A 17,098-nucleotide genomic window follows, 5' to 3' on the forward strand; every position below is an offset into this window, starting at 1 on the left:
CAACCACCGGCGTCGTCGTCGATGGCGCAGAAATAGCGATTCGTTTCGACCTGGTCACCGTTGAGGGCGAGGGAGGAGAGCGTCAAATGGCGATCACCGGTAAGGCAGGCAGCACCTTGTCCAAGGTGATGGGAAATTCACGCACTCGCACGCCGGCCGCGTTGTAAACGGCGTTGGCGACAGCAGCCCCCGCACCGCACACGCCGAGCTCGCCGAGACCCTTTGCGCCAAGCGGGTTGGCCTTGTCGTCGTCTTCCTCGAGGAAGGCGACCTCCATATCGGGGACATCGCCATTGACCGGCACATGATACTCGGCAAGATCGTGATTGACGAAGTGGCCGTAGCGCGGGTCGAGCACCGTCTGCTCCATCAGCGCTGCACCGATCCCCCAGGTCATGCCGCCGATGATTTGCGAGCGCGCGGTCTTGGCGTTGAGGATACGGCCCGCGCCGATCACAGCCAGCATCCGGCGCATCCGGATTTCACCGGTATCGCAATCGACAGCGACCTCTGCGAAATGCGCGCCATAGGAATGCTGCGAATAGGTCTTGTATGACTGGGTGGTGGCGCCCGCGGCTACGGAGCCTTCGGCTTCGAGCCCGTCGGGAGAGATCCCTCGGATAAGATCGGCCAGGCTCGCCGATCGCTGGCCGACCCTGACCTCGCCGTCGGCAAAGCTTGCCTCGGTGGCGTTCGCGCCGCGCAACGGCGAGGCTTCGTTCGACTGCGCCGCCTCCAGGATCCGTTCCTTGAGGACGTTGCACGCATTATACAAGGCCGAACCCGCACTTGCTGCGCCCCAGGACCCGCCGGAGCCGGCGGTACGCGGGAAGCGGCTGTCGCCGAGCTCCACCTTGACGGACGAGATCGGCAGGCCGAGGCTCTCGGCGGCAATCTGGGTCAGGATCGTATAGGTGCCGGTCCCAATATCGGTCATGTCGAGCCGCGCCGTCACCCGACAGTCCCGGTCGATCGCAACCCGCGCCGTCGCCGCGCCGATATAGTTCGGACGGATCGCCGCCGCCATGCCGTGGCCGATAAGCTTGCGGCCCTCCCGAGTTCGGCCCGGTGTCGGGTTTCTCCGCTCCCAGCCGAAACGGCGGGCGCCTTCCTCCATGCAGGCGACGAGATTGCGGGTGGAGAACGGCACGCCGCGCTCGGGATCCTGTGCCGGTTCGTTGCGGATCCTGAGTTCGATCGGGTCCAGACCGGCGCGCTCGGCGAGCTCATCCATGGCGCATTCGAAAGCCAGCATGCCGGGCGCTTCGCCGGGCGAGCGCATCCATTCGCCGCGGTTGATGTCCAGCGGAACCAGGCGATGGCGGGTGAGACGGTTCGGCGCGGCGTAGAGCGAGCGCGCAAAAACTGCCGTTTGTTCGCAGTACTCCTCGAAGCTGGACGTTGCGGACCAGACATCGTGCGCGATCCCGGTGAGCCGCCCGTCAGTGTCCGCGCCGAGACGTACCTGTTGGACCATCTCTGCGCGATGACCGGCATTGGCGAACATCTGTTGTCGCGTCAGCGCGATCTTCACGGGGCGCTGCAGCACCTGCGCTGCAAGTGCGGCCAGGATCGTGTCGGCATGGGCAATCAGCTTGGAACCGAAGCCTCCGCCGATGAAGGGGCTGACGATGCGCACTCGCTCGAGCGGGATGCGAAGCGTGCTGGCGACCCCGGCCCGGAAGTTCGCGAGGGTCTGCGCCGATGTACGGATCGTCAGCTCGTTGCCTGACCAGGCAGCAAGCGTCGCATGCGGCTCCATCGGATTGTGATGTTCGAAGGGGGTCCCGTAGGTGGAATCGATCTTGATCGGCGCCGTCGCAAAGGCGCGCTCGAAGTCGCCGACCACGCTGTCGGTCTCGAAGCCGGCATTGGTCCGCTTTGGCGCGTAGGCGTCGGCGATATGTCCCGGTAGATCGTAGAGGCCCGGCTCCTCGTCATAGCGTACTCTGATGAGGCCCGCAGCAGCGCGTGCCGCCTCGAACGTCTCCGCAACGACCAGCGCGACCGGCTCGTCGTAATACCGTACTCGATCGCTGTTGAGCGCGGGCCGGGGGCGCGTGAAGACCTCCGGCACCGTTGGCGTGACCGTTGGGCCGAAATCCGGCTGGGCCGGCGCATTGCGGTGCGTGATGACGAGCAGCACTGCCGGCGCCCGTTCGGCTTCGGTCGTGTCGATCTCGGCGATGCGGCCCTTGGCGACGGAGGCGCCGAGAATGTAGCCATAGGCTGTACCATCCAGCTCATTCTCGTAAGCGTATGTGGCGCCGCCCGTCACTTTGAGCGGACCGTCGATGCGGTCGATCGGCCTCCCGATGATGCCAGCATCGGGACGAGGTTTCATCCTTGAATGGGTGGCGGAGCCGGGCAGTCCGGGTATGGTCTCGTTCATAAGTCACCTAAAGATTTTTCATCTGGAGTTCGGAAGCATCGAGGCCGCGACGACGCCGCTTCCTCGCACCTTTATGTTCGTCGCGCGGCGGCCGGAGCTCACGCGGCGATCTCGCCGAAATACTCGCGAAATTCGACCAGCCTCCCTGTCGGGCCGGCCCGGATGAGGATCGCATGCAGGCCAGTGTAGGGCGCGCCACCGATTGTCCCGCTCCCGCGGTCGCAGACGATGACCCAGTCGGCGGCGAAGAGCTTGAGATCGACGGTCGATTTCGTGATCCTGTTTCCCTGCGCCTGATGCGCGGCGGTCCAGGCTGCGAGTGCCCGCTTGCCTTCCGGTGGTCCGTGTCGGCCTCGTTGCTCGCCGACAGGGAATTGGAAGGTCATCGTCTCATCGCAACAATCAAGGAATGCCGTCCAGTCGCCAGAGGCCCAGCCGGCAAAGAAGGCGTCGACGGCGGCCTCGAGCCCGTGACGAGCTCCCGGGTCGGATGTGGCGCCCCAAGCTGCTGCGGCAGAAACAAAAAGGCCGCCACCCGCGGCGGCAACGGCGCGTCGCGTGAGTTTCATATCGATCTCCTGCTCGTCGCCTGCATCTGGGAACCGCTGTTCGGGGTCGTCGTCTCTGTCATCGTGTCACCTCACGCACTCTCGACGGCAGCAGCGAGCGTGTGCCGCATCGTCCGTTTCGCCAGCGGGATCTTGAAATCATTGGCGCCATGCCCGACAGCTCCGGCGAGCGCGGCTTCGGCCGCGTCGATAAAGGCACCGTCGGACGCCGACGCTCCTGCGAGCGTGCGCTCCGCCTCCGTCGCGCGCCAGGGCTTGGCTGCCACGCCGCCCATGGCGATCCGAGCACTTCGAATACGGTCGCCGCCTTTCTCGACGATTGCTGCCACGGACACCAGCGCGAAGGCGTAGGAAGCACGGTCGCGCACCTTGCGGTAAAGCTGCCGGCCGGGTGGCGGCGGCGGCAGGACAACCGCGACGACCATTTCGCCGTGGCCGAGCACGGTCTCCACCTGGGGCATCGTCTCGGGCAATCGATGGAAATCGCCGATCGGGGTCGTACGGGTCTCGCCGCCGGGCGAGACGGTCTCGATCCTGGCGTCGAGCCCGGACATGGCGACCGCCATGTCAGAAGGATGGACCGCGATGCAGGCTTCGCTCGCGCCGAGTACGGCGTGCATGCGGTTGAAGCCCTGAAGTGCCGCGCAGCCCGAACCCGGCTGGCGCTTGTTGCAGGGCATGTTGCGGTCGTAGAAATAGGGGCAGCGCGTGCGCTGCAGGAGATTGCCGCTGGTCGAGGCCTTGTTGCGTATCTGGCCGGACGCTCCCGCCAGCAGCGCTTGCGTGAGCATCGGGTAGCGCGACCTTACCCGCGGGTCGGCGGCGAGATTGCTATTGCGGACCTGGGCGCCGACCCGAAGCCCGCCTTCCGCCGTCTCCTCGATCCGATCAAGCGGCAGCCGGCTGATGTCGACGAGATGCGCTGGGCGCTCGATCTCGAGCTTCATCAGGTCGAGCAGGTTGGTACCGCCGCTGATGAACTTGGCGTCCGGCCGGGCCCCAACCGCGGCCGCCGCCTGCTCAGCACTCGTCGCACGTTCATAAGTGAAGGACTGCATTGCTCATGCCTCCTCTGCCGCGTCGCGGATTGCAGCGACAATGTTCGGATAGGCGGCGCAACGGCAGATGTTGCCGCTCATCCGCTCGCGGATCTCGGCATCGGTGAGAGCGACGGAAGCCGCTGCCACGTCGGCGCTCGCATGGCTTGGCCAGCCGGCCCGCGCCTCGCCCAGCATGCCAACCGCCGAGCAGATCTGGCCTGGCGTACAGTAGCCGCACTGGAAACCGTCGCGGGCGACGAAGGCGGCCTGGACCGGATGCAGCCGGTCACCCTCGGCAAGGCCCTCGACCGTGGTGATCTCGTCGCCTTGATGCATTGCGGCAAGCGTCAGGCAGGAATTGATCCGGCGCCCATCGACGAGCACCGTGCATGCGCCGCACTGGCCGTGGTCGCAGCCCTTCTTCGAGCCGGTGAGGCCGAGATGGTTGCGCAGGGCGTCGAGCAGCGTCGTCCGCGGGTCGAGCTCGATGGCAAGATCCTTCGCGTTGATCCGTAACGACATCGTCATCGTCGGTAGTGGTGAGGACGACGCAGCCGCCGTGACGGTCTCGGCCGGCTCGGCGTCAACCGGTAGTCCGGTAGCCAGGAGCACCCCGGTCGCAACACCGCCTTCCAATACCATTCGACGCGTCGGTCCGCTCCTGTTGTCCGTTTTGGCCATGCATGATCTCCCAGTCGCAATGAAGCGCAGACGGCAACTTGACCCGAGCGAACCCTCGGGTTCTGTCACCCAACGACACTGGAGGTGGGAGTGCGGGCGGCGGCTTTCTTTCAAGAAACCGGCGGCACTATCAGGATTCTGGAGAAGAATTCACCCGATAGGCACGAGGCGTCATGCCCCTCAGACGTCGGAAGGTCGTGGTGAAGTGGCTCTGGCTTGAGAAGCCGAGCCGAAAGGCAATGACACCGATCGACAAACCCGTTTCGCGCAGCAGCGCCTCCGCTCGCCGCACCCGTTCCTCGATCACATAGGCGTAGGGTGCAAGGCCGGTCGTCGCCTTGAAGCGACGCGCAAAACTGTCGACGGCCATGCCCGCGGCGGCTGCCAGCTCGCTTAGCGAAATGTCGGAATTCATATGCGCATCGATGTAATCCCGAACGCGACCAAGTGCCCGGCGGCTGAGACAGCCGTGACGTACAAACCGCGGTTGCTCCCGGCTCAGGTTGGCCACGCGGAGACTGACGAGGGCGACCAGATGCTCGACATAGGCAGTGTCTGGCTTGTGGCCGAGTGCCATCTCGTCACGAAGCGAACTCAAGAGCGTGGCGACGACCGCGTCTTTCTTGTTTACCAGTATAGGCAGGTTCCTCAGGCGTTCGCATCCGGGAAGCCCGATATCGGGATCGATCCACAGGGCTGAATAGGAGAGGTTTACATCGCGATAGAAGCCCTGTCGTTCCGCGCCTGCCGGGACGAAGGTGAGGGCTCCGGGACGGTCCATTCCGTCGTAAAGGGATCGTGCCTCGTGCCGGATGGATGTATGGGACGTGCCGCCTTCTTCGGTCAGCACGATCAGATGATGAGGGGCTGTCCAGCGGAGCTCCGCCTCCCGGCACGCCCACCGCCGGTTGTCGAAGACGATCGAGGAGCTGACCCATGACGCGGTTTGCAGGGGCTCCGACTTCTCGTCCTGGCTCCGAACCCGTCCGTCACCAAGCAACGGTCTGAATGACATCGCGGTATCCCGCTGGTTCACTCGCCGAGCCGTGGGCAACCCCGGCTTCGAGCGTTGGGCGCCGCCCCGCCGCTACGCATACGGCCGTCCATGTGGGACAGGCAACGGGCGTTTTTAACCGTGCCGCGTTCAAGAAATCGTGAGATCAGGCAAATCCGGAGCGCCCTCTCGGCAAAGCGGATCATCCGCGCTCGGGAAACATCGCCCTCAGGCCTTCGCGCGAGGCCGTAGCGACACCGCGTTCGGTGATCAAGCCGGTGACCAGCCGCGCCGGCGTCACGTCGAAGGCCGGATTGGCCGCCGGCGTGGCTTCCGGCGATACGCGGACCTGGGCGATCTCGCCGGAAGCGGTCTTGCCCCAGACCAGTGAGACCTCGTCGGGCGAGCGCTGTTCGATCGGGATGTCGGCCAGCCCGTCGCCCACAGTCCAGTCGATCGTCGGCGACGGCAGCGCGACATAGAACGGCACGTCGTTGTCGTCGGCGGCAAGCGCCTTGAGATAGGTACCGATCTTATTGCAGACATCGCCGTCGGCGGTGGTCCTGTCGGTGCCGACGACGACCATATCGATCTGGCCGCGCTGCATCAGATGGCCGCCGGCATTGTCGACGATCAGCGTATGCGGCACGCCGTGGCCGGCCATCTCCCAGGCGGTCAATTGGGCACCCTGGTTGCGGGGTCGTGTTTCGTCGACATAGACATGGACTGGAATGCCGGCTTCCGTCGCCAGATAGATCGGCGCGGTGGCGGTGCCGTAGTCGACCGTGGCCAGCCAGCCGGCGTTGCAGTGGGTCAGAATATTGACCGGTTCGCCCGGCTGCTTGCGCGCCGCGATCGCCTTGATGATTTCGAGCCCATGGGCGCCGATGGCGCGGTTGAGGCCGACATCCTCGTCGGCGATCTCGCCGGCACGCCGATAGGCAGCCGCGGCACGTTCTGCCAGGGGAAGCGTCAGCAGGAAGCGCTGCATTTCGTTCAGCGCCCAGCGCAAATTGATCGCCGTCGGGCGCGTTTCGTGCAAGGTTGCCCAGACGGCGTCGAGTGCTGCATCCGACGGATCGTCGGCCATCTGCATGGCGACGCCATAGGCCGCGGTGACGCCGATCAGCGGCGCCCCGCGCACCCACATGTCGCGGATTGCCGTGGCGATGCCGGCGACGGTATCGATCTTTTCGATGCGGAAATCATGCGGCAGCCAGCGCTGGTCGATGATCTCCACCGAACGCCCGTCGTCACTCGGCCAGATGGTGCGGTAGTGGCGGTCGCCGACGTTCAAATCCTGCTCTCCCGTTCGATCAGCGCGGCCAACCGGTTGACCTCGTCGATGCTGTGGATCTGGCGCCGGTTGACGGCGAGGTGACGGCCGAATTTCAGCGCCTTTGCCTCACATCTGGCGCGCAGATCCGGATCGGCAATAGTCTCGAAATCGGCATTGTGGGCAAGTCCGAGAATTCGCCGGTGAACCTCGACGCCGGCAAAGCCAAGCAGATCGGTCCAGATCGAATGCAGCATGTGGTCTAGCGCCTGCTCGGCGCCAAGCCTGTCGCCCTGATCTTCGAATAGGCTCTTCTGGTAGAGCATGCCGGTACGCTCGGTTCGCCACAGATGCGAGAACTCGGCGCGAAACACCGACCATGTCTCGACCGTAACGCCGAGCAGATAGTCACGCATGGCGTCGCGGCTTCCGTCCTGTTCATGGCCGCGCTGCGAGAAGAACGCCATCCAGAAATTGGCGAGCAGCATGCCGACGTCGAAGGCGATCGGCCCGTAGAAAGCGAATTCGGGGTCGATCATCCGCGTTTCGGTGTCGGTGACCATGATCGAGCCGGAATGCAGGTCGCCATGCAGCAGCGTCTCGGCATTGGCAGCGAAGATGTGCTTCATGCGCTGCGCCTCGACCTTGAGGTCGCGGTCGGCGCGCAGCTCGGCGACAATGCCATCGAGCTGCGGGCTGGTGTGCCGGTTCATCTTGGCATCGAAATACGGATCCGAGAAAACCAGGTTCTCGGTGATGTCGCAGAGTTCGACATTGTCGGCGAACAGTGCCAGATCGGCCTTGCGGTCCTTGGTCGCCATATGCAGGTCGGAGCCGCGAAACAACGTGTGGGCCATGAACAAGCCGATGTCTGTCGCGATATTGGGCAATTGCCGGCCTTCGATCAGCGCCCGCCGCAGGATAATGTGCGGCGACAGATACTCCATGATGATCAGCGCCTGGCCTTCGTCGAAGTGATAGATATCGGGCACCGAACCCGGCGCCCGCGCCTGTTGCCGCGTCAGCGCATGGTATTCGAAGAAGGAGCGTTTTAGCGGCAGCGGCCAGCTGTCGCCGACCAGCCGGACGTAGGGCAGGGCCTGCTTGACGACGGCCGCACCCTCAGCACCCTCGACGATGAACACCAGGTTCAGATTGCCGTCGCCGACTTCACGAACCTTCCACTGGCTCGTATCCTTGCCGATCTGCGAACACAGGGGCTCGTTGGCACCGAGACGGCCCGCCAGTGTCTCGACCGACAGTGCTTCGAACGGCGATTTCCCAGTCATCCTCACCTCCCGCTCATGTGCTCCGATGATAGCGGAGCCAACGCGGTCGGGCCAAGCTAGGAAGCCTGCTGGCAATTGTCAATCGTGTTGACAATTGCCGATATAGCCCATAGCGTCATGGTCAGGGAGGAACGAATGGGCAATGATGCCGTGTTCCGCGTCGACGGCCTGAGGAAATCCTTTGGCCATATCGAGGTGCTTGGCGGCGTCTCGCTCGAATTGCATGCCGGCGAAGTGACCGTGCTGATGGGCGCCAACGGCGCCGGCAAATCCACCCTCGTCAAGATCATCAGTGGCGTCTACGACCATGGCGGCGGCTCGATGTCGCTTGCCGGTCATGAGTTCGACCCGAAAACGCCGGCGGAGGCGATCCGCGCCGGCGTCGTTACCGTCCACCAGAACATCAATGACGGTGTCGTCGCAGACCTCGACGTCGCCACCAATCTTACCCTCGACAGGTTGAGCGGCAGCGGCGTGCCGACCCTGTTCAATCCAGGCCGGGTGCGTCGCGAGGCAAAGGCGGTGGCCGACCGCATGGGACTGGCCATGGACCTCAAGGCCCGGATCAGCGATCTCTCTCTGGCCGACCGCCAGATGGTGGCGATCGCCCGCGCCATGGCGCACCGGCCGAAAGTGCTGATCCTCGACGAGCCGACTTCCTCGCTGTCCAGCGCCGAGGCCGACCGGCTGTTCGCATTGCTCGACCGGCTTCGCCAGCAAGGCGTGGCCATCCTCTACATTTCGCACCGTATGTCTGACATCAGGCGGCTTGCCGATCGCATCATTTCGATGCGCGATGGGGTCATCTCAGGCATCTTCGACAAGAAGCCGCTGGATTACGAAGGTGCGGTCAACGCCATGCTCGGCCGCAAGATCCAGCTCGAGCGGATCGTCGCCAGGAATTCGGCCAAAGCAATTTTTGCCACGGACGGGTTGCGGGTTGCAGAAGGCGCCCGGCCGATTTCGCTGACCCTCGGCGACGGCGAGGTCGTTGCCATCACCGGCCTCGTCGGCGTCGGCAAGACCGCGCTCGCCGAGACGCTGTTCGGCCTGCGCCAGCCGCTGGGCGGGACCATGATGCTGAACGGGAAACCCTATGCGCCGGCATCGACCGGCGAAGCGATTGCCGCCGGTGTGTTTCTCGTCGCCAAGGACCGGGGCGAAAACGGCATCGTCGGCGACTTCAACGTCCAGGAGAATATCAGCCTGCCGTTCCACAGGCGCATGTCGCGTCTCGGCGTCCTCAAGCGCCGTATCGAACGCGCCATTGCTCGCCAGCAGATCCAGGAGTTGGGCATCGTCTGTCGCTCCGAGAGGGACGAGATGGCGTCGCTTTCCGGTGGCAATCAGCAGAAGGTGATGGTCGCCCGCTGGATGTCGCAGGCGGCAAGGCTTTTCATCCTCGACGAGCCGTTTCAAGGTGTGGACATCTCGGCCAGACGCGATATCGCCGCCAAGCTGCGGACCAGCGCCCACGGCCGCGCGACGCTGCTGTTCGTCACCGAACTCGACGAAGCCCTGGAGACGGCCGATCGCATCCTGGTGATGTCGGAGCAGACGATCGTCGGCGAGCACCGCAATACCGATGTCGATCTCGAGCGTCTGCTGGCCGAAGTGGCGGGCGGGCCTTTGCACAGCGCAGCCTGAGAGCGGGAAGACGATGAGAATTGGAATGGAGAGGGCATGAATTCGGGTCGGATAAAGACGGTGCCAGCGTGCGGGAGCGCTGAATGATCCTGCGCGACAATGCTATTCGCTACGGCTTCATCGTTCTGTTGTTCGGGCTGATCGCCTATTTCGCTGTTGCCGCCGATGGTTTCGTCTCGCCGCAAAGCGCCGTCTTCATCTTCCAGTCGGTCGCCATCACCGGTGTTCTGGCGCTCGGCGTCACCGCCACGCTGGTCGTCGGCGGCTTCGACCTGTCGATCGGCTCTGTCGCCACCAGCGCCATGATGGCGGCTGCCTATGTCATGGTGGTGCTGGGGCAGAACGCCGTCGTGGCGGTCGTCGTCTGTCTTGTGATCGGCGCCGTCGTCGGCCTGATCAATGGCTGGCTGATCGTCTATATGCGGGTTCCGGACCTTTTGGCGACGCTCGGCATGATGTTCCTGCTTGTCGGCCTGCAGCGCATACCGACCGAGGGCCGTTCGATCGCCACTGGCATGACCATGCCCGACGGCTCGGTCGCCAACGGCAGTTTCGGCGCCGCGTTCCTGGCGCTTGGCCGCCATCGCTTCGATTTCTTCATCCCGAACCTCATTCCGGTGTCGGTCGTCGTCCTGCTCGTGCTGGCGGTGCTGATCTGGTTCTTTCTCGAATACACGCGTTTCGGGCGCATGATGTATGCGGTCGGCAGCAACGAACGCGCCGCAGAACTCGCCGGCGCGCCTGTCAAGGCATACAAAATCTGGGCCTATGTGATTTCGGGAGTTTTTGCCTCGATCGGCGGCATTTTGCTCGCTGCCCGGCTTGGACGCGGCGACATCGCCTCGGGTAATAATCTGTTGCTCGACGCGGTGGCTGCGGCACTCATCGGTTACGCGGTTCTCGGCGCCGCCAAGCCGAACGCCTTCGGCACGGCTGTCGGCGCGGTGTTTGTCGGCGTGCTGTTGCAGGGCCTGACGATGATGAACGCGCCTTACTACACGCAGGATTTCGTCAAGGGCGTGGTTCTCGTGGTCGCCCTTGTCTTTACCTTCGCCCTTTCCGGCAGGGGCAGGAGATAGGGTTCGACCGGGTCACATTTTGGGTTCAACAAGTGGAGGAAACGACGTGAACATCACAAGAAGGCTTTTAGGGAAGGCAGCGCTCGGGCTTGCCGGCGCAACATTGCTTATGCAGTTGCCGGCGATGGCGCAGGACAGGCCGGCGCCGTTCGACAAGCCGGGCGCCGTCAAGATAGCGCTGGTCCGCTATCTCTCGACTGGCGACTTCTTCCAGGCGTATCTGTCCGGCGTCGAGGCGCAGGCCAAGGCACTCGGTGTCGACCTGCGCGTGCTCGACAGCCGCCAGGACGCGGCGCTTCAGGCGGACATGGTCGACCAGGCCATCGCGCTCGGCGTCCAGGGCATCATCATCCAGCACGGCCTGACGGAATCGATGAAGGACGCCGCCCAGCGCGCGGTCGACGCCGGCATCAAGGTCGTCGCCTTCGACGTCAATGTCGAAAACCCCAAGATCCCGCAGATCGAACAGTCCGACCGCGACCTCGCGCGCCTGGCGCTCGAACAGGCGGTCAAGGACAATGGCGAGAGCTGGAAGGCCGGCTATGTCTATGTCGCCGGCATCGCGCCGCTCGACCGCCGCAACGAGACCTGGGTCGAATTCAAGAAGAAATATTCGGGCATCAACGAAGCCGCCATGTTCGGCACGCTCGACAATCCGATCGCCAATTCGGTCGCCAACCAGGCCCGTTCGGTGCTATCGGCCCATCCCGACATCAAGGTGATGTTCGCGCCCTATGACGAATTCGCCAAGGGCGTGAAGATCGCAGTCGACGAGGCCGGGCTGAACAAGGACATCAAGATCTATTCGGCCGACATTTCGACCTCGGACATCGCCGCGATGCGCGAGCCGGACAGCGCCTGGGCGGCAACCGCCGCCACCAACCCGGCCGTCGTCGGCCAGGTCTCGGTGCGTGCGCTGGCGCAGCTCTTGGCCGGCGAGGATCCCGGCCACAACGTCATCGTGCCGCCGACGCTGATCACCCAGAAGGATCTGCTCGACAAGGACATCAAGAACATGGAGGACCTCTCGGCCAAGCTGCCGCAATTCGCCCATGCCGATGTCGCGATGCCGACCTGGATGCCGAACCCGAACGCGAAGTAGTCTTTCGCTATAGGCAAAGGAAAAGAGCGGCTCGCGGGCCGCTCTTTTTGTTGGTCCGGTGTTTAGATCTACCGCAGCGCCGCCGCGATGTTGCCGCCATCGACCGTCGTCACATCGGCGGTGGTCCGCTCGGCCAGCGCCTGATGCAGGAAGGCTTGGGCGACGTCTTCTGCCGTCACTTCCTGGCCGAGCAGGTTGCCGGACATGTACTCCTTCTCCGACACGCCGCGTGCGCCCGAGCGGCTGGCGATCATGGCATCGGTCAACAGCCCCGAACGGATGCGGTCGGCGTTGACGGCATTGGAGCGGATGCCATGGGCGCCGTAGTCGAGCGCATATTGCCTGGACAAAAACAACGTTGCCGCCTTGGGAATGCCATAGGCGCCGAACTTCGGCCCCGGATTGACCGCCTGCTTGGAGGTGTTGAACAACAGCACGCCGCCGGTGCCCTGTTCGAGCATGATGCGCACGGCATTCTGCGCCGCCGACTGATGGGCGAAGAAATTGAGTTCGAAGCTTTTGCGCAAGGTGGCGTCGTCGAGCTCGCCGATCCGGCCCTCCCAGGCAGCACCGGCATTGGACACGAGAATGTCGAGGCCGCCGTAGACGTCGACCGCTTTGTCGAAGGCGGCGCGCATCTGCGCCGGATCGGTGATGTCGGCGCCAATGCCGATCGAACCGTTGCCGGCCCTTTTTGCCGCCTCGGCAGCCCTTGATCCATCGAGATCGACGACGACGGCATGGGCACCGTTGTCGGCGAACAGCTTTGCCGTGGCAGCACCGATCGCGCCGGCGCCGCCGGTGACCAGTACCACCTGGCCGGTCAGCGGCTTCGGCTTGTTGGAGGCGAGCTTGGCCTGTTCCAGCGACCAGTATTCGAGCGGGAACAGGTCGGCTTTGGAGAGCGGGCGGAAGTCACCGACGGCTTCGGCGCCGCGCACCGCCTCGATCCACATTTCGCCGACGTCCGAGGCAATCTTCGCATCCTTCAGCGTGCGACCGTGGCCGAACATGCCGAGGCCGGGCACCAGCGTCAGCCGCGGCATCGGGTCGAGCATGGTGCGCTTCACGTCGTCGAGCGCATCATTGGTTTCGAAATAGGCGCGATAGTCCTTGGCGAATTTCTCGACATGCTGGCGGATGACGGATTTGTAGTCGCCGACCTTGTCCGCGTCGGGCGCCGGCAGTGCCATCGGTCCGGTTTTGATGCGGATCGACAGGTCAGGTGTCGACACGCCGCGCCCGGCATAGTCGGCAATTTTTGCCGAATTGATGAAATCGACGATCGCATCCGAGGTGCGGAAATCGCTGATCATCCGATCGAAGCGGCCTTCGCCGCGTGCCACCGCCACCGCGCCGCGCAGCATCGGCGCAATCTCCGCAGGCTTCGCCAGCCTGGCCGGCAGTGCCACTTTTTCGGTGCGCGGCTTGCCGTTTCCGGCGATGAAATCCTCGGCGACGTTCACATAATGGATCATCCGGTCATAGGCCTGCCTGGCATCGTCGCCGAAGGTGAAGATGCCGTGCTTGTCTAGGATCAGGCCTTCGACCGTCGGATCGGCGTCGAATACATCGGCGGCCGCCTTGGCCAGATCGAAGCCCGGCATGATGTAAGGCACGAAGCCCATCTTTTCGCCGAACACCTTCCGGCTCAGCGCCTCGCTGTCCTCCTCCTGGTCCACGATGGCCAGGATCGCCGTCGAATGCGTGTGGTCGACGAATTTGTGCGGCAGGAAGGCGTGCAGCAGCGTCTCGACCGACGGATTGGGCGAGGACGGATCGATGAGGTTCGCCCGCTGCAGCGCGACCATGTCCTCGTCGGAGAGCTTCTTGAGCGACCGCGCCTTCAACAGCGCGCCGAGCTTGACCGCCGGCAGGCCCTGCGGCTCGATGACGCCCATGTCCCAGCCGCTGCCCTTGACGCAGAGCACGTCCCATTCGTCGCCGACAAGGTCGGTGGCCCTGGTCTTGCACGAGGTGTTGCCGCCGCCATGCAGGACGAGCCGCGGCTCGCCGCCCAGCAGCCTGGTCGTATAGACGCGCAGCGCCAGATCGCGGGCCACACCCTTCTTTGCATAGTCGGCGACCAGCTTCTCCGCCTCGCCGTCATTCCACAGGTTCTTCATGTCAGCTTCGTCCGATTTCTCTCTTGTTGTGAACAGGAATACCGCGACGCCTTGATGACAATGCGTCGGCGGCTGAAACTAGGTATCAGGCGACCTTTTCTGCTGCCGCTCCGGCATGGTCGAGCAGCCGCCGCGCCATGCGCGCGCCGACGACGAGATGGGTGCAGAGCCCGCCGGCGATCGCCGCGACGAGCGGTTCGAACTTGCTCTCTTCCTGCACCACCACAAGGCGCTTTCCGATCTGGCGCAGCGATGACAGCTCTGCCGAAATCAGCCGGCGGTTGTAGCTGCAGTCGAGCGCCTGGCCTCGGGCGTCGATGATCTGCCCGGCAATGACGCCGGCCGCACCCGCCTTGCGCAATACAGCCATTTCGCTTGGCGTCAGCGCGCCGCATTTGACCAGATGGCTGTCGGTGTCCACCGAGCCTACCGAATACAGCGCCAGGCCGCATTCGCCGATGCCCGACAATTGCTCGCGGATCACCGGCTCGGCGCGCAGGCCGCGTGCCAGTTCTTCCGTCGTCAGCACCAGCGGCGCGTAGAAATTCAGCCCCTTGGCATTGAGCCGGCGCGCGATTTCCATCGTGCATTGGTCCGGCCGGTACGAATAGGGGGCTCCCAGATTGCCGCAGAGCTGCACCACGGTGACGTCCTGCAGATCGGCATAGGACATGATGTCGGCGATGGTGTAGACCGTCCGTCCCCAGGCGACGCCGATGCGGTCGCCTTTCCTGATCAGCTCGAGAAAGACGCTTGCCGCCAGCACCGCGATGTCGGTCGAGGGGTCGGCGACATAGCCGTTTTCCGGCGCGATCCAGACCGCGTCGAGCTTCAGCGCGTCTTCCAGCTTGCGCGCCAGCACGTCGTCGGTGAAAAGCTGGGTCGAGGTCGAGATGTTGACGATGCCGGTCTCGCGCGCCTTGCGCAGATACATCGCCACCGAGGCACGGGAAATCTTGAGCTGGCTGGCCACCTGGTCCTGGCGCAGGCCGTGTGCATAGTAAAGCCAGGCGGCCTTGTGGATAAGCTGTTCTGCCGGTCGGATCGCCATGCCATCTCCTCGCTGACATTATTCACGGCTCTCGACAAAAGTCAAATTGGAGGAAGGAATAGATGCGCTTTCGCCGCCGAATCTAGACCATTCTTGTGCCACACGCGGTCTATGATGGCATCGTTGGTGGTGACGGGCCGGAAGCCGGTAGCTAAAGTTCTCGACGAACACATTGCGCGGAGGACGGGATGGGCAATCCCTACGAACAGGACCTCGATCGAAACCCGGCCAACCATCAGCCGCTGACGCCGCTGACCTATTTCGAGCGGGCGGCAAAAACCTTTCCCGACCAGATCGCCATCATCCATGGCCGCCAGCGCACGACCTATCGCGATTTCTGGAAGCGCTCGCTGAGGCTTGCCTCGGCACTGGCGAAGCGCGGTATCGGCAAGGGCGACACCGTCACCGTCATGCTGTCCAACACACCGCCGATGCTGGAGGCGCATTTCGGCGTGCCGATGACCAAGGCGGTGCTGCACTCGCTCAACACCCGCCTCGACGCCGCCGTCATTGCCTTCCAGCTCGATCACGCCGAAACCAAGGTGCTGATCGTCGACCGCGAATTCGCCGGCGTGGTTCGGCAAGCGCTGACGCTGGCCAAGGTCAGGCCGCTGCTGATCGATTACGACGATCCCGACTATGCCGCCGATGCGCCCTATCCCAAGGGCGAGCGGATCGGCACGCTGGACTATGAGGCGTTTGTCGCCGGCGGCGACGAGGATTTCGCCTGGTCGATGCCGGACGACGAATGGGATGCCATTTCGCTCAACTACACCTCCGGCACGACAGGCAATCCGAAGGGCGTCGTCTGCCACCATCGGGGCGCGGCATTGATGGCCTATGCCAACACCATCCATGCCGGCATGGGCAAGCACCCCGTCTATCTGTGGACATTGCCGATGTTCCACTGCAACGGCTGGTGCTTTCCCTGGACGCTTGCCGTGCAGGGCGGCACGCATGTCTGCCTGCGCTGGGTGCGGCCGAAGCCGATCTACGACGCCATCGCCGATCACGGCGTCACCCATCTGTGCGGTGCACCCATCGTCATGTCGGTGCTGATCAACGCCAGGGACGAGGACAAGCGGCAGTTCCCGCAAACCGTCACCTTCAACACCGCCGCGGCGCCGCCGCCCGAGGCGGTGCTGTCGGGCATGGCCGATGCGGGCTTTGCCGTCACCCATCTCTACGGCCTGACCGAAACCTATGGCCCGGCCGTCGTCAACGAATGGCATGGCGAGTGGGACCGGCTGGAGAAAGGGGCGAGGGCGGCGAAGAAGGCCAGGCAAGGCGTACGCTATGCCGCGCTCGAAGGCCTGACGGTGATGGACCCGCAGACGATGCAAGAGACGCCGGCCGACGGCGAGACCATCGGCGAGGTGATGTTCCGCGGCAACATCGTCATGAAAGGCTATCTCAAGAACCGCAAGGCGAGCGACGAGGCCTTTGCCGGCGGCTGGTTCCATTCGGGCGACCTCGGCGTCATCCATCCGGACGGCTACATCCAGCTCAAGGACCGTTCCAAGGACATCATCATCTCCGGCGGCGAAAACATCTCCTCGATCGAGGTCGAGGAGGCGCTGTACAAGCATCCCGCCGTCGCTTCTTGCGGCGTTGTCGCCCGATCCGACGACAAATGGGGCGAGGTGCCGGTCGCCTATGTCGAGCTGAAGCCGGGCAAGGCGGCGACCGAGGCGGAGGTAATCGAGCACTGCCGCGCGCTGCTCGCCCGCTTCAAGGTGCCGAAAGCGGTGATCTTCGCGGAAATCCCGAAGACTTCGACGGGCAAGATCCAGAAGTTCCGGCTGCGGGAGATGGCAAAGCAGCCTTAGGGCCTGATCCGAAAACGGAACCG

At 64.1% G+C, this 17,098-nt stretch carries 13 protein-coding genes; 4 read left to right on the top strand and 9 right to left on the bottom strand.

Annotated elements, in window-relative coordinates; all coding sequences use genetic code 11:
- Positions 1-82: 82 nt before the first annotated feature.
- From NKI25_RS20140 to mtnK, 7 genes are all read right to left on the bottom strand, one after another.
- Complete coding sequence (locus NKI25_RS20140) at positions 83-2,344, bottom strand: xanthine dehydrogenase family protein molybdopterin-binding subunit (RefSeq protein ID WP_352621256.1); 2,262 nt, start codon at positions 2,342-2,344, stop codon at positions 83-85.
- 146 nt (positions 2,345-2,490) lie between these two features.
- Positions 2,491-2,961 carry a nuclear transport factor 2 family protein gene (locus tag NKI25_RS20145; protein ID WP_023676010.1) on the bottom strand — a complete coding sequence of 157 codons (471 nt, stop codon included), beginning with the start codon at positions 2,959-2,961 and terminating at the stop codon, positions 2,491-2,493.
- Positions 2,962-3,032: 71 nt separating this feature from the next.
- Positions 3,033-4,019, bottom strand: coding sequence for an FAD binding domain-containing protein (locus NKI25_RS20150; protein ID WP_352999169.1), 987 nt, complete (start codon positions 4,017-4,019; stop codon positions 3,033-3,035).
- Between the two features lie 3 nt (positions 4,020-4,022).
- Entirely contained in the window at positions 4,023-4,682 is a 660-nt protein-coding gene (locus tag NKI25_RS20155) for a 2Fe-2S iron-sulfur cluster-binding protein (RefSeq protein WP_023676008.1), read from the bottom strand.
- A 130-nt stretch (positions 4,683-4,812) separates the two neighbouring features.
- A complete protein-coding gene (locus tag NKI25_RS20160; protein WP_031211585.1) occupies positions 4,813-5,697 on the bottom strand; it encodes a helix-turn-helix domain-containing protein in 885 nt (294 codons plus the stop codon).
- Between the two features lie 181 nt (positions 5,698-5,878).
- Positions 5,879-6,973, bottom strand: coding sequence for an S-methyl-5-thioribose-1-phosphate isomerase (mtnA, locus tag NKI25_RS20165; RefSeq protein ID WP_352455228.1), 1,095 nt, complete (start codon positions 6,971-6,973; stop codon positions 5,879-5,881).
- Positions 6,970-8,241, bottom strand: coding sequence for an S-methyl-5-thioribose kinase (gene mtnK / locus NKI25_RS20170; protein ID WP_352590258.1), 1,272 nt, complete (start codon positions 8,239-8,241; stop codon positions 6,970-6,972). Before mtnK ends, mtnA begins: the two co-directional genes overlap by 4 nt.
- 135 nt (positions 8,242-8,376) lie before the next feature.
- On the opposite strand from mtnK, the gene NKI25_RS20175 reads away from it, so the two are divergent.
- The 3 genes from NKI25_RS20175 (at position 8,377) to NKI25_RS20185 (ending at position 12,069) form a co-directional block, all read left to right on the top strand.
- Positions 8,377-9,888, top strand: coding sequence for a sugar ABC transporter ATP-binding protein (locus tag NKI25_RS20175; protein WP_352590255.1), 1,512 nt, complete (start codon positions 8,377-8,379; stop codon positions 9,886-9,888).
- A gap of 83 nt (positions 9,889-9,971) precedes the next feature.
- Positions 9,972-10,967 carry an ABC transporter permease gene (locus NKI25_RS20180; protein WP_023676003.1) on the top strand — a complete coding sequence of 332 codons (996 nt, stop codon included), beginning with the start codon at positions 9,972-9,974 and terminating at the stop codon, positions 10,965-10,967.
- 46 nt (positions 10,968-11,013) lie between these two features.
- Positions 11,014-12,069 carry a substrate-binding domain-containing protein gene (locus NKI25_RS20185; protein WP_352455225.1) on the top strand — a complete coding sequence of 352 codons (1,056 nt, stop codon included), beginning with the start codon at positions 11,014-11,016 and terminating at the stop codon, positions 12,067-12,069.
- 68 nt (positions 12,070-12,137) lie between these two features.
- Here the strand turns inward: NKI25_RS20185 and NKI25_RS20190 are convergent, their stop codons facing one another.
- Positions 12,138-14,195 carry a bifunctional aldolase/short-chain dehydrogenase gene (locus tag NKI25_RS20190; protein WP_352999171.1) on the bottom strand — a complete coding sequence of 686 codons (2,058 nt, stop codon included), beginning with the start codon at positions 14,193-14,195 and terminating at the stop codon, positions 12,138-12,140.
- 85 nt (positions 14,196-14,280) lie between these two features.
- Entirely contained in the window at positions 14,281-15,246 is a 966-nt protein-coding gene (locus tag NKI25_RS20195) for a sugar-binding transcriptional regulator (RefSeq protein ID WP_352786821.1), read from the bottom strand.
- A 188-nt stretch (positions 15,247-15,434) separates the two neighbouring features.
- On the opposite strand from NKI25_RS20195, the gene NKI25_RS20200 reads away from it, so the two are divergent.
- Positions 15,435-17,075: an acyl-CoA synthetase gene (locus NKI25_RS20200; RefSeq protein WP_352824771.1), complete on the top strand. Its 1,641-nt coding sequence runs from the start codon at positions 15,435-15,437 to the stop codon at positions 17,073-17,075.
- Positions 17,076-17,098 lie beyond the last annotated feature (23 nt).

Origin of the sequence: Mesorhizobium sp. M0808 (assembly GCF_040320025.1) — a bacterium.
Classification (GTDB): domain Bacteria; phylum Pseudomonadota; class Alphaproteobacteria; order Rhizobiales; family Rhizobiaceae; genus Mesorhizobium.